13 protein-coding genes are annotated in these 12,578 nt (G+C 71.8%); 7 read left to right on the top strand and 6 right to left on the bottom strand.

Translation table 11 applies throughout. The features are described from left to right. Positions 1–606 (bottom strand): cadmium resistance transporter, encoded by a 606-nt coding sequence (locus tag MODMU_RS07985; RefSeq protein WP_041796222.1) that lies wholly within the window; start codon positions 604–606, stop codon positions 1–3. A gap of 312 nt (positions 607–918) precedes the next feature. Here MODMU_RS07985 and MODMU_RS07980 point away from each other — a divergent pair, with 312 nt between their 5' ends. The 6 genes from MODMU_RS07980 to nadE all read left to right on the top strand — a co-directional run bounded on the left by MODMU_RS07980 (position 919) and on the right by nadE (position 6,647). Further along, positions 919–1,536, top strand: coding sequence for a class I SAM-dependent methyltransferase (locus MODMU_RS07980; RefSeq protein ID WP_014739700.1), 618 nt, complete (start codon positions 919–921; stop codon positions 1,534–1,536). Between the two features lie 10 nt (positions 1,537–1,546). Next, on the top strand, positions 1,547–2,980 hold the full coding sequence (locus MODMU_RS07975) for a phenylacetate--CoA ligase family protein (protein ID WP_197537398.1): 1,434 nt from the start codon (positions 1,547–1,549) through the stop codon (positions 2,978–2,980). A gap of 57 nt (positions 2,981–3,037) precedes the next feature. After that, positions 3,038–3,433 carry an ArsR/SmtB family transcription factor gene (locus tag MODMU_RS07970; RefSeq protein ID WP_041796216.1) on the top strand — a complete coding sequence of 132 codons (396 nt, stop codon included), beginning with the start codon at positions 3,038–3,040 and terminating at the stop codon, positions 3,431–3,433. 104 nt (positions 3,434–3,537) lie between these two features. Further along, complete coding sequence (locus MODMU_RS07965) at positions 3,538–4,320, top strand: alpha/beta fold hydrolase (RefSeq protein ID WP_014739697.1); 783 nt, start codon at positions 3,538–3,540, stop codon at positions 4,318–4,320. Positions 4,321–4,378: 58 nt separating this feature from the next. Further along, a complete protein-coding gene (locus tag MODMU_RS07960) occupies positions 4,379–5,740 on the top strand; it encodes a hypothetical protein (RefSeq protein WP_014739696.1) in 1,362 nt (453 codons plus the stop codon). Positions 5,741–5,819: 79 nt separating this feature from the next. Beyond that, positions 5,820–6,647 (top strand): NAD(+) synthase, encoded by an 828-nt coding sequence (nadE, locus tag MODMU_RS07955; protein WP_014739695.1) that lies wholly within the window; start codon positions 5,820–5,822, stop codon positions 6,645–6,647. A gap of 20 nt (positions 6,648–6,667) precedes the next feature. Here the strand turns inward: nadE and MODMU_RS07950 are convergent, their stop codons facing one another. The 3 genes from MODMU_RS07950 to MODMU_RS29375 form a co-directional block, all read right to left on the bottom strand. Further along, positions 6,668–7,147, bottom strand: coding sequence for a signal peptidase II (locus MODMU_RS07950; protein WP_231851800.1), 480 nt, complete (start codon positions 7,145–7,147; stop codon positions 6,668–6,670). Positions 7,148–7,233: 86 nt separating this feature from the next. Beyond that, positions 7,234–9,198: a heavy metal translocating P-type ATPase gene (locus MODMU_RS07945; protein ID WP_041795078.1), complete on the bottom strand. Its 1,965-nt coding sequence runs from the start codon at positions 9,196–9,198 to the stop codon at positions 7,234–7,236. Further along, positions 9,195–9,608 (bottom strand): ArsR/SmtB family transcription factor, encoded by a 414-nt coding sequence (locus MODMU_RS29375; RefSeq protein ID WP_014739692.1) that lies wholly within the window; start codon positions 9,606–9,608, stop codon positions 9,195–9,197. Before MODMU_RS29375 ends, MODMU_RS07945 begins: the two co-directional genes overlap by 4 nt. A 467-nt stretch (positions 9,609–10,075) precedes the next feature. Between MODMU_RS29375 and MODMU_RS07935 the strand changes: the two genes are divergently transcribed. Further along, a complete protein-coding gene (locus MODMU_RS07935) occupies positions 10,076–10,477 on the top strand; it encodes a response regulator (protein WP_014739691.1) in 402 nt (133 codons plus the stop codon). 135 nt (positions 10,478–10,612) lie between these two features. Here MODMU_RS07935 and MODMU_RS07930 read toward each other — a convergent pair whose 3' ends face one another. Continuing rightward, positions 10,613–11,251: a DUF305 domain-containing protein gene (locus MODMU_RS07930; RefSeq protein ID WP_231851799.1), complete on the bottom strand. Its 639-nt coding sequence runs from the start codon at positions 11,249–11,251 to the stop codon at positions 10,613–10,615. Positions 11,252–11,358: 107 nt separating this feature from the next. Further along, the gene (locus MODMU_RS07925) at positions 11,359–11,886 is read right to left on the bottom strand and encodes a thioredoxin-like domain-containing protein (protein ID WP_231851798.1); all 528 of its coding nucleotides are present in this window, start codon (positions 11,884–11,886) and stop codon (positions 11,359–11,361) included. Positions 11,887–12,578: the final 692 nt, after the last annotated feature.

Below are 12,578 nucleotides of genomic sequence, written 5' to 3'. Positions count from 1 at the left end.
CTAGAGGCCGAACGCGCCGCCCTCGACGAGGATGGCAATGCCCAGGCCGATGAGGACGATCGGGAACAGGATGTGCTCCCAGCGCTCCAGCACCTCGGCGATCGGCTTGCGCGTGGCGACGAAGCGCGCCGCGGCGACCAACACGGCCACCAGGGCGAGGAACACGATCGAGTAGGCGATGATGCCTGCCGTGCCGACGGTGGCGAAGACCGGCACGTACACGCCGATGTTGTCTCCCCCGTTGGCGAAGGTGACCGCGGCGATGGTGAGCACGCTGAGCGACTTGCCGCTGACCTTGCCCTCGTCGTCATCGTCGTCGTCATCGCTGCGCCAGACCCGCCAGGCCGCGAGCAGGCCGAGGACCAGCGGGATGAGCCCGAAGTACGGAATCGCCTCCTCGGGCAGGAAGCTGCGCGCGCCCAGGGCAACGAGCACCGCCGCGGCCAGGATGGCGCCGAAACCGATGTATTGGCCGGCGAGGATCTTGGTGGTGGTGCCCCGCTGGCCGGCGCCCCGCGCGTAGAACAGCGACAGCACGATGATGTCGTCGATGTTGGTGACCATGAACAGGCCGATGGCCTGCAGGGTCCAGGTGAGGATCTCCATGACTGCCTTCTGGTCGAGTACCGGCATCGGACGGCCGGCTGAGCGCTGGGTGTCATCCCGTCTACGCCACAATGCCCTAGCATCGTTTCTTGGCGATGCTAGCACCTCCAGACGCTATTGGGCGCGGACGACTGCCGATCGTGTGTGTGCCCTGCGACATCCTCGCTAGAGCCGTGACCGGGATGGCTACTTGCAGTTGAGGTGGGCGGCGGCGAGTGGGCCAGGCTGTCGCTCTGCTGGACATGCACCGTCGCTGCTGCTATTCATCGATCGTAGACGATGCCGATGAGCCCAGGCGATGGAGTGATCCGCATGCTCATGAACCGCGTGGAGACGATCCTGGTGAACAGCGGCGCCCGGCGGGCGCTGCAGCGGTGGTACGAGACCCCGGCACTCCTCCGGCTGGGCGGGCAGCTGGCACCCGAGGCGCGAGCACTCGAGCTGGGCTGCGGCGCGGGCTACGGCACCGAGCTCATCCTCGAGCGGTTCGGTGCCGACCGCGTTGACGCAGTCGACCTCGATCCCGAGATGGTCGACCGGGCGCGGCGCCGGCTGGCCCGGCACAGCAAGCGAGTCCGGCTCGCCACCGGGGATGTCACCGACTTGCGACGCACGCTCGACGCAGCCGACGGCAGCTACGACGCGGTGTTCGACTTCGGGATCCTGCACCACGTCGAGGACTGGCAGGCGGCAGTCCGCGACGTCGCGCGAGTGCTGCGCCTTGGAGGCCGCTTCTACTTCGACGAGGTCACCGCCGACGCGCTGGCCACCCGCGGGTACCGATGGCTCTTCGACCACCCCACGCAGAACCGATTTACCGCTGCCGAGTTCGTCGCCGAGCTCGAGCGGCAGGGCCTTGCCGTCGGCCGACGATGGCGGACCCGGATACGTGGCCACTATGTCCTCGGCGTGGCCGACCGGGTCGCCTGAGGCGGCAATGATGCGTCCCCCGCTCTCCCCGCGACGCACCGCAGCCAGGAACACGTCGGCGGACCCGCACGTCCTGCCCGCGCTGCTGGACGCAAGGCGCACCTACCGCGCGGGGCCGGCTGCGGTCGCCGAGCGCCAGCGCGCGCGGCTGGCCGATCTGATCGCGTTCACACGCACGCGGTCGCCCTTCTACCGGCAGCTGTACGCCGGGCTGCCGGAACGCATCGAGGACCCGTCGTTGCTGCCGGTGACGACCAAGCGCGAACTGATGGCGCGGTTCGACGAGATCGTCACCGATCATCGGGTAACTCGTCAGGCGGTGGAGGCGTTCGTTGCCGACAGCACGCTGATCGGGCAGCCCTTTCTGAACGCCAACACCGTGGCGACTACCTCGGGCACCACGGGGATCCGCGGGATGTTCCTCATCGATCAGCAGGCCTTGGTGGTGGCAACCGCGATGGCCGGCCGCATGCTGGCGAGCTGGCTGCGGCCACGGGACGTGTTCCGCATCGTCGCCGGCCGCGGCCGCACGGCGATGGTGAGCGCAACCGGCGGGCACTTCGCCTCGGTCGCCGCAGCGGCCCGGCTGCGCAACACCCGTCGCGGCGCCCGGACGGTGCGGCTGTTTTCCGTGCAGACCCCTCTGACCCAGCTCGTCGCGGAGCTCAACTCCTTCCGCCCGGCCCTGCTCGCGCCCTACGCCAGCACCGCCGTTCTGCTGGCCAGCGAACAGCAGGCCGGGCGGCTGCACATCAATCCTGTGTTGGTGACCCTCTCCGCCGAGGGGCTCGCCCCCGACGAACGGCGGAGGATCGCCGACGCGTTCGGAGCGACCGTGGGCAACTCGTATGCCGCAACCGAATGCCCCTTCCTCAGCTTCAGCTGTCGACAGGGTTGGCTGCACGTCAACAGCGACTGGGCCATCCTCGAGCCGGTCGACGCCGATCACCGGCCGGTTCCGCCCGGGCGGCAGTCCCACACGGTGCTACTGACCAACCTGGCCAACCGGGTGCAGCCGATCCTGCGCTACGACCTCGGCGACAGCGTGCTTACCCGATCTGATCCCTGCGCGTGCGGCAATCCGCTGCCGGCGATCCAGGTACAGGGCCGCGCGGCCGACGTCCTCACCCTTCCGGATGCGCACGGCTCACCGGTGACCATCACGCCGCTGACCCTGTCCGCCCTGCTCGACCGGATCCCCGGCGTCGAGCTGGCCCAGATCGCGCAGACCGCTCCGACCGCGCTCAGCGTGCGTCTCCGGCCGGCAGCCGGCGCCGACCGCGAACAGGTATGGCGCAGCCTCGCAACGGAGATCGACAGACTGCTGCGCGCGCACGGACTCGACGTCGCCCTGCACCTCGACGGGGCGCCACCGCAGCCGACGGGCGGCGGCAAGTACCGGCTGGTCCAGCCGCTGCGGTCGACCGAGGTCACTGAGAGCTGAGGCGGCGGGCGCACGTTGCCGCGATCCGCGCGCGCGACCTATCATCGTCCCGTGACGATGAGAGTGCAGGTCCAGGAGTCGGTCGAGACCGGCCCCGCGGTCAACGAGGCGCGGGCTCTGTCGCCGGCCGCCTCGCTGTTCCACAGCCTCTCCGATCCGGCTCGGCTGGCGATCCTGCGCCACCTCGCCGCAGGCGAACACCGGGTCGTGGACCTCACGGCACACTTGGGCCTGGCCCAGTCGACCGTGTCCGCGCACCTCGCCTGCCTCCGCGACTGCGGATTGGTGACGTCCCGGCCGCAGGGCCGCGCGTCGATGTTCTCCCTGGCGACCGAACCGAACCTGATGGAGCTCCTCGGGGCAGCCGAGCGGCTCCTGGCCGAGACCGGCGACGCCGTCGACCTGTGTCCCACTTACGGCTCCACCGCCCGGCGCCGGCCTCGGGCGGAGTGACCGTGCTGCCCGCCGGCGCGCTGATCCGGACCGGAACGGACCGGCCGATCCCCGCGGCGACACACCACGGCGACGCCTCCGTGAGCGCGGGGTAGGAGCGGCTCGTGCCGACTCCCCCCTCGCTGCCTGCCGAGATGCTGCTTCGGTACACCGACCTGCCCGAGGGCCGCGTCCGCACGCGGGTGCTCGGCCATCGGCGCCCGAACGTCCCGCCGGTCGTGGTCGTGCAGGGCATGGCTGTCTCCGACTACCTGCTGCCGGCCTGTGCCGCCCTCGGCGAGTGGACCGAGGTGCACCTGCTCGATCTGCCCGGATACGCCGGCAGCGGCGAGCCGACGCACCACCTCGATGTCCGGGGCTACGGAGGAACGGTCGCGCACTGGCTGGAGGCTGCAGAACTCGACCGCGCCGTGGTCGTGGGCCACTCGAGCGGCACCCAGGTGGCGGCGTGGACCGGCGTGCTGTGCCCCCAGCGAGTCGCCGCCGTCGGCCTGGCGAGCCCGACCATCGACCCGATGGCGCGGTCCCTCCCGAGGTTGCTGTTCCGCTGGCGCCTGGACGCCCGTGCGCCGTCACCGGGTCTGGAGGCCAACCACATCCCGGAGTGGAAGCGTGCGGGGCCGGGCGGGATCGGTCACCTGCTCAGGGTGCACCTCGCCGATCATCTGGAGGATCAGGTCGGGCGCCTGCCCATGCCGATGCTCGCCATCCGGGCGGCGGACGACCGGCTCAGCCGCGAGAGCTGGGTGCGCGACCTCGCCCGGCGAGCACCGGACGGCGACCACGTGAGCGTTACCGGCGCGCACGCCTTCGTCTGGCTCGATCCCTCCGCGTGGTCCGAGCCGCTGCGTCGGCTCGCCGACCGAGCCGGCTCCGCGCTCCCATGATCGCGAGCGCCCAACGGGACAGCGCCGGCCTCCCCCCTGCCGGGCACGGGGGTCGAAAGTGAGGGACCTGCCGGCGGAGAAAGCCGTCGCGTCCTTCGACTCGGCCAGCGCGCTGCTCACCGCCCTGGCACGAGCACTCCAGGGACAGGACTTCCCGCACCTGGGCCAGTCCCGGCTCAAGGTTCCCCTCGTCCGCGCCGGCGCCCTCCTTCCCCTCCCCCTGCGCCGTCGGGTGTACGCGAAGGCGAGCGGCCGGGAGGGCGTTCCCCCAGAGCATCTGGGCCGGATCGACCTCGAGCGGGTCGCCGCCTGGATCACCGACCACTACCCCGCCCGGCGCTATCCGGGGGTGCTGCTCGGCTCCTCCAACGGCGCGCTGTCCCATCTCGCCGCCGCCGCCGGCGTGCCCTGGCTACCGCAGACCTTGCTGGTGCCGGTGCGACGTCCCGGGGTGGACCCCCGGGACGTCGGCTCCGCGCTCGAGTTCGGGGCCCGGCACGCGCCGGCGCTGCTGGATCGCAATCCGACCATCGAGTTGCACCACATGCACGACCCGAACCAGGACGCGCTCAGCGCCTCCCAGATGGCGTACTTCCGCATCAAGTGGCACACGCTGCCCCGGGCGTACGAGCGCCTCCTCGGCGAACGGCTCGAGCCCGGCGCGCCCATCATCGTCGTGCGCGACCGGTCATCGTGGCCTGTGACGCGCCTGGGACCGCGGCACGTGTTCCAGTACGGGGCGCACGGCGGCATGACCGCCGCGGACTATGCGGCCGAACCCGGCGCCCCGCCCACCGACGACGTCGCTGCGGAGGCCGAATGGGGGTTCGCCGACGCGCTCGGAGACGACGCCCACACCCGGGCGATCCGCACCGGGCACCCCGTGGTCGACGTGCGCTACGACCACCCGCAGGCCCCCGCGGCCGGAGTCGCTGACACCTTCCGCGCCTGGCTGCAGCAGCGCGGCGAGCCCGCGCAGCGGCTGCTGGTGAGTTCCTTCATCGTCCACGACCCCTGGCGGACGATCACCACCGCGTCGGTACCGTTCTGGACGTTCTTCCCGGTGCGCCGGGCGGCGCAGGACCTCGCGAACTACCTCGACCGCGCACCCTACGACGACGTCGACATCCTCCTGTTCAGCAACGGCGTCCCGTCCCGCGGCCAGGTCGATGCCCCATCGTGGGAACTCCTCGCCCAGCGCGCACGGCGACGCGGACGCCTGCTCGGCGTGGACGCCGACGCCTTCCCAGCAGACTTCGCCGCCTTCGCCCGCTACGGCCCCGCCCTCCGATCACTGCCCCCGGCCACCGTCCCGTGGTCGCCGATGAGCGTGGCCGACGTGCTGGCCGGCCTCGACGCCGCCCCTCGGATCTCGCTGACACGTCCGGATCGGAGCCCCCCTTCCGACCCGCAGGCGTGAGAATCCTCCACTGCGCCCGGGCCGGACTGATCGCTGCTCCATGTCGTCTCGACCGACCACGCCTGAAAGGGATCACCCCATGACCGATGGCGCCCGGGAAGTACAGCGACGCATAGCCCAGGAACTCGGTGTGCTGGCCGACTTCGACCCAGCCCAGGAGGCGGACCGCCGCAGCCAGTTCCTGGCAGACCTGCTGGCCGCCAGCGGCCTCCGCACGCTGGTGCTCGGCATCAGCGGCGGCGTGGACTCCGCGACGGTGGGCATGCTCTGCCGCCTCGCGGTGCGACGTCGCCCCCCGGGGGCTGCCGCACTGGTGGCGGTGCGCCTGCCCTACGGACGACAGCACGACGAGGCCGACTGCGGAGAGGTCCTCGACGCCATCGAGCCCGACCACCTGTTCACCGTCGACATCCGCCCGGCCAGCGATGCCGCCCTGGCCGGGCTGACCGCGGCGGGGCTCCGCTTCCCCTCCGCCGACAGAGCGGACCACGCGCTGGGCAACATCAAGGCGCGCCAGCGGATGGTCGCCCAGTACGGCATCGCCGCCGCGCTCGACGGACTGGTGATCGGCACTGACCACGCCGCCGAAGCCGTCACCGGCTTCTTCACCAAGTTCGGCGACGGAGGAGTCGACGCCAACCCGCTCGCCGGACTGACCAAGCGCCGGGTGCGAAGTCTCGCCCAACACCTGGGCGTGCCCGAACGCATCGTCACCAAGACCCCGACCGCGGACCTGGAGTCCCTGCGCCCACAGCTGCCCGACGAGGAAGTCCTCGGCCTCCGCTACGAGGAGATCGACGACTTCCTGGAGGGCCGTCCCGTCCGCCCCGAGACCGAAGCGGCGATCATCCACCACTACACCGCGACGGCGCACAAGCGCACCGGGCCGATCACGCCGCCGCGCTGACGCGGCGGATCAGCAGCGCGTCACACATCTCCCCGGCCGGAGGGGGAAGACGCATCCCTCGGAGGCGAGGCCTCAGCGGCGTCTGAGCGGTCGGACCGCTTCTGCGCCGCGTCGCCCCGCCAGGCCGTCACGGCGAGCAACAGTGCGCCGGTGACGATCGCGGTGTCGGCGAGGTTGAACGTCGGCCACCAGCCGGTGTGCAGGTAGTCGGTGACCACGCCGTCCGCGGCGCGGTCGGCGAGGTTGGCCACCGCGCCGCCCAGGACGAGGGCCAGCGCGGCGAGCTGGGCTCGGCCGCCGTGCCGTGCCGCGCGCCAGGCGAACGCCGCCACCGCCGCGGTGATCGTGGCGGTGACGGCGATGACCAGCCAGGCCGGGGCCTCGGCGCCGACGGAGAACGCCACACCCGGGTTGTAGCCCAGCCGCAGGTCTACCGGCCCGAGCTCCACCCCGGTCGCCGACAGGTCCTGCTGCGCCCAGGCCTTCGCGGCGAGATCCACCGCCGCAACTGCTGCCGCGGCCGCCGCCACCCACAGTCGCCGACGGGCCGGCCGGACCCGCCCGGGACCGGAGCCCCCGGCCCCCGTCACCGGACGGCGCCGGTCAACTCGACCGGCGCCGGCGCCGGCGCGGCGGACACCGAGGCCAGCGGCTTGGTCCGGCCGGCGCGCACGCCGTTGGCGATGACGAAGACCTCGGCGACCTCGTGCACGAGCACGACGGCGGCCAGGCCGAGGACGCCGAACAGCGCCAGCGGCATCAGACCGATCACGATCGCCAGGGACAGCGCGACGTTCTGCAGCATGATCCGGCGGGCCCGGCGGGCGTGGCCGAAGGCCTGCGGAAGGTGCCGCAGGTCCTCGCCCATGAGCGCGACGTCGGCGGTCTCGATGGCCACGTCGGTGCCCATCGCGCCCATCGCGATGCCCAAGTCGGCGGTGGCGAGCGCCGGGGCGTCGTTGACGCCGTCACCGACCATCGCGGTGCGCCGCTGACCACGCAGCTCGGCCACCAGGCGCGCCTTGTCCTCCGGGCGCAGCTCCGCGTGCACCTGCTCGATGCCCGCCTCCCGGGCCAGGGCGGTGGCGGTGGCGGAGTTGTCGCCGGTCAGCATGGCCACGGTGTAGCCGTCGCGGCGCAGCTGAGCGACCACCTCCGCCGCCTCCGGGCGCAGCTCGTCGCGCACCGCGACCGCGCCGACGAGCTGCCCGTCGACCTCGATCAGCACCGCGGTCGCGCCGGCGTGCTGCATCCGCTGCACGTCGCCGGCGAGCACGCCGGCCTTGATCCAGCCGGGACGGCCCAGCCGCGCCGGGCGGCCGCCTACCCGTCCGACCAGCCCGGCCCCGACGACGGCCTCCACGTCGTCGGCCGGTGTGACGCCGGGAACCGCGGCCAGGATCGCCCGGGCGAGGGGGTGCTCGCTGCGGGCCTCGAGCGCCGCGGCGACGTCCAGCACTTGCTCGCGAGTGGTCCCCGGGACGGTGGCGACCTCCACCACGGCCGGCCGGTTGCGGGTCAGCGTGCCGGTCTTGTCCAGCGCGACACCGCGGATCGCGCCGAGTGCCTCCAGGGCGGCGCCGCCCTTGACCAGTACGCCCAGGCGGCTCGCGGCGCCGACTGCGGCGACGACGGTGACCGGCACGGAGATGGCCAGCGCGCAGGGAGAGGCTGCGACGAGCACGACGAGGGCACGCTCGATCCAGACGAGGGGGTCACCGAACAGGCTGCCGATCGCGGCGATGACCGCGGCAGCGATCATCACGCCGGGCACCAGCGGCTTGGCGATCCGGTCGGCGAGGCGCTGGGCCTCGCCCTTGCGGGACTGCTCGGCCTCCACGATCCGCACGATGCGGGCGAGCGAGTTGTCCTCGGCGGTCGTGGTGACCCGCACCTCGAGCACGCCGGTGCCGTTGATCGATCCGGCGAAGACCTCGTCGCCCGGCCCGGCCTCCACCGGCACCGATTCGCCGGTGATCGCCGAGACATCCAGGGCGGTGCGCCCGCTGCCGATGACGCCGTCGGTGGCGATCCGCTCGCCGGGCTTGACCACCATGACGTCGCCGACGCGCAGCTCGGCGGGGGCCACGACCTGCTCGACACCACTGCGACGCACAGTCGCCTGCTCCGGCACCAGCGAGAGCAGCGCCCGTAGCCCGCGGCGGGTCTTGGCCAGCGAGTACTCCTCCAGGCCCTCGCTGATCGAGTACAGGAAGGCCAGCATCGCGGCCTCGCCGACCTCGCCGAGCAGCACCGCCCCGACGGCGGCGATCGTCATCAGCGTGCCGACGCCGATCTTGCCCTTCGCCAGCCGGCGCAGCGTGGACGGGACAAAGGTCCAGGCGCCGACCGCCAGCGCGGCCACCTCGAGGCCGAGCTGCAGGCCGGGACGGTCGGCGCCCCCGGCAATCAGGCCGGCGACGAGCAGCACCCCGGCGACGGCAGCTGCCTGCAGTTCGCGCACCTGCCACAGCCGTTCGGCCTCGTGCTCCTCGGCCTCCTTGCCGGCAGGGGTGGTCTCGTCGTCGCTGCAGCCACAGGCGTCGCTCATCGGGTGCTCTCCTCGTCGTGGGTGGTCTCGGCTGTGGTGACGGGTCGGAGCTCCGGTCGGGTGCCGCCGAAGCCGGCGCAGAGAACGACCGCGTTGCCGGTGACGGCCAGCAGCCTCTCCGCGGCGCCGCGCAGGTTCAACAGCTCAGGGTCGGTCAGGAAGTACACCGCAGCGCGGCCCCGGGAGCGGAAGTCGACTAAGCCGCAGTCCCGCAGGCAGGCCAGGTGCGCCGACACCGTGGGCTGCGCCAGGCCGAGCTCCGCGACAAGATCGACCACCCGGGCGTCGCCCTCAGCGAGGCGCCGCAGCAACGCGAGGCGGGCGCAGTCACCCAGGCCGTGGAACAACGCGTCCGCCGGCGCCAGGGCCGCTGGCGAGGCGGCTCCCGTCGGCACGTCGGTGATCGTCACACGGCGATGATAACGCGTACGGTCGGTAGCATTATGGAGGTGACGCCACCCGCCGTCGTCTGCAGGCGCCCCCGAAACGGCCGCCCTGCCCCTATCAACCTGCTCGGCCGTGCAACCCAGAGGCGGACGAGCTCGGCGCTCCGGGGCCGGCAACGCCACCGGGTGGAACGATTGCCCATGCTGGATAACAGTCCAGGAGCATCCGCGGTCTCCTGCTGGCTCAGCTCCCCTCGGTCCCGCTCCTGCCGTTCGCACTCGTCCTGGCGGACAGATGGCGCCATCCCCGCGGGCGCAACCTTTCATCAGCCGGCGCGGAACGTCTCTTGTTTGTACTTCGGATGGTGCGTGACTCCCCAGGCACCGGGCCCTCAAGTGAAAGCTGACACCAACCCCCGCGTTTACGACGATGCTTAATAGCACCTTGACCGGCGGGCTTCCCGACAGCCCGCGTGGGAAGGGCCGCAACGATGATTCGTGTGCTGGTCGTTGACGACCACCAGACAGTGCGCGCCGCCGTTCTGCAGTTGCTCGCGTCAACTGACGGGTTGTCTGTGGTGGGTGAGGCTCGCGACGGGCGCCAGGCCCTGGAACTCGCCGAACTTGTCGCCCCCGACGTCGTGCTCATGGATCTCACGATGCCGAACATGTCCGGGATCGAGGCCACCCGTCGGCTCACCGGTGAACATCCAGAGGCGCGCGTCTTGATCTTCAGCGCCGCGGTGGGTCGCGACGTGGTGCGGGCTGCGCGAGAGGCAGGTGCGGTGGGTTTTCTTCCCAAGGGGAGTCGAGAGGCAAAGCTCATTCGAGCGATCCGCGAGGTCGGCGCGGGTCGGTCAGCCTGGCCGACCTGGGTGAAGCACGTCCGGTAGGCGGGTCGAATGCGCGAGCAGCAGGCGGCCCGCCGGCTGGAGCCCTTCGGGGCTGCCGGTGCCGGTGCCGGCTCAAGAGCGATGTCAGCCGACGTGGACCGGTGCGCTCAGGTCCGTAGACGCCCATGTCAGGTGTCAGGGCGCGCTCAGCGGAGTGCCGCCCCGAGCGGTGAGCATGTCGGTCATCGTCCCGACCTCTGCGGTCTGGGTCTCAGCGATGGTCCGAGCCAGGTTCGCAAGAGCGGATTGCGAGGCGTTGGCGGCCGCGTCCTCGGCCATGTCCTTGGCGCCCTGGTGGTGGCGGATCATGAGCCGGAGGAACTGGACGTCGAACGCCGACCCGCTCAACCCACGCAGCTCAGCGACCTCGTCCTCCGTCGCCATGCCCGGCATGAGGCTGCCGGTCACTCCAGAACCGGCCTCCATGGATGACATGTCATCGCCGGCAGCGCCGTCCATCCAGGCCATGGACTGACCGCCGGAGATGCTCAGTTCCCAGAGCGTCAGCCAGCCCTGCATCCGGCCAACTTGGTTTGTCTGGGTTGAGGAGATGTCTAAGGCCAGTTGCCGCACCTCCGGGTCCTGGCTACGTTCGGCGGCCAGGTTGGCCATCTCCACGCCCTGGAGATGGTGGGCGGACATGTCGCGGGCGAAGCCTGCGTCCACGGAATCGGTCGACGGCTGGTCGTCTGCTCCAATGCCCAACACGACAGCCAGCCCCCCACCAATCACCAGCAGCCCCAGCGCGACGACCGCTACCAGGCCGACCGTCAACCAGCGCCATCCCGCGGGCCGCACCGATGGGCTTCCTGGCGGCTGGCCGGCGCTCCTCACCGCGGGCCCCGGAGGGAGTCGGTGTAGTGGCTGGTCACGGCGCCCACTCACCCACCGGCGCGGCTGGCATCGCCGGCCACGAGCGGCGTGCTGATGAACGCGGGGTTCTCGCAGGTCGCTCCGGGTTCGGGGGTGATCTCCGGGTTGAGAGTGAGGAAGTCGGCGGCCCGCTGGAGCCGCGGGTCGGTGGCCGCCTCCGCGGTCAACTGGTTGTTCCACGACTGCAGGCTGATCTGGGCCCCGAGCCCCGGGCGAGGGGACAGCATCCGCCCCGACGTGCCGTCGACGAGCTCGCTCAGCGTGGCAATGTCGTCCTCGCTCACCCGCCCGGGGTCGTAGGTGATCCACACCGCGCCGTGCTCGAGTGAGTGGACGGCGTTCTCGTTGCGGATGTCGACGGAGTAGACGGTTCCGGTGCAGTCGGCCCACTCGCCGTCATGGTCCCCTCCCACCGGGGGCGACTCCGGGTAGTCGACCGGGGTTGCCACGTGCCCCTGACCGTTGGGGTAGTCGTAGGCCTGCATCCCGGCGATCTGCTCCGCCGAGGTGACCTTGTCGGCGTCAGCCCGGTTCACCGTGACAACGGCGTACCCGATGACAGCGACCGCGAAGACCACCACGGCGAGCGCGGCGGCAATGAGCCCCCAGGGCCGAGGGGGCCGGGCGACGACGTGCCCCGGCGGCCGGGTCCGCCGACCCCCCGCGCCGCTCGCGCGCCCAGCCGGCCGCGGTCCCGCCTTGGCCGCCGAGGCCCGGCTCGACCCGGCAGAGACCCCGCCTTCCTTGTCGCTCATGCGGTCGTTGGCCACAGGTCTCCTCGGACGTGGGTGCGAAACAGGCCGACCGTTCTACTAAGACCCATAGTGTAAATCGGCCTTGTGCGCCTGCCGGACCCCGGCAGTGGGCGGCCTGCGGCGGAATCAGCAGCAGCCTCATCCTGCGCGGACGACCGCTGCAGTCAGGGCGGAGCACGAGGACCGCACTGCCCGCCTACTACTAGGGCGCCTCGTAGCCTGTCGGACGGCGGCCGCACCGGCCTTCGATCGACCACGCCGCTTGTTCCTGTCCACCAACGACCCGGGGGCCGGCAAGGAGCAGACCGGCTGGAGGAGCCACCGTGAGCACGCACACGAGCGTCCGGCCGTGTCCACCGGGACCGGTTCGCGGCCCGGCCAGAGGAGCAACGTTGTGACCGACCTGCGAACAAGCCCGGCAGCGACCCCAGCCTTGCCGCCTCGGGACTCCCTGCCGCACCGATCCGGACGGT

Origin of the sequence: Modestobacter italicus, assembly GCF_000306785.1 — a bacterium.
In the GTDB taxonomy this organism is placed as follows: Bacteria; Actinomycetota; Actinomycetes; order Mycobacteriales; family Geodermatophilaceae; genus Modestobacter; species Modestobacter italicus.
The sequence above is the reverse complement of the archived record's forward strand: the minus strand, read 5'-3'. Positions and strand labels throughout refer to the sequence as shown.

Bases quoted from the DNA above. Each gene is read 5' to 3' on its own strand.
- MODMU_RS07985 (WP_041796222.1), bottom strand. From the start codon at position 606: ATGGAGATCCTCACCTGGACCCTGCAGGCCATCGGCCTGTTCATGGTC.
- MODMU_RS07980 (WP_014739700.1), top strand. From the start codon at position 919: ATGCTCATGAACCGCGTGGAGACGATCCTGGTGAACAGCGGCGCCCGG.
- MODMU_RS07975 (WP_197537398.1), top strand. From the start codon at position 1,547: ATGCGTCCCCCGCTCTCCCCGCGACGCACCGCAGCCAGGAACACGTCG.
- MODMU_RS07970 (WP_041796216.1), top strand. From the start codon at position 3,038: ATGAGAGTGCAGGTCCAGGAGTCGGTCGAGACCGGCCCCGCGGTCAAC.
- nadE (WP_014739695.1), top strand. From the start codon at position 5,820: ATGACCGATGGCGCCCGGGAAGTACAGCGACGCATAGCCCAGGAACTC.
- MODMU_RS07945 (WP_041795078.1), bottom strand. From the start codon at position 9,198: ATGAGCGACGCCTGTGGCTGCAGCGACGACGAGACCACCCCTGCCGGC.
- MODMU_RS07935 (WP_014739691.1), top strand. From the start codon at position 10,076: ATGATTCGTGTGCTGGTCGTTGACGACCACCAGACAGTGCGCGCCGCC.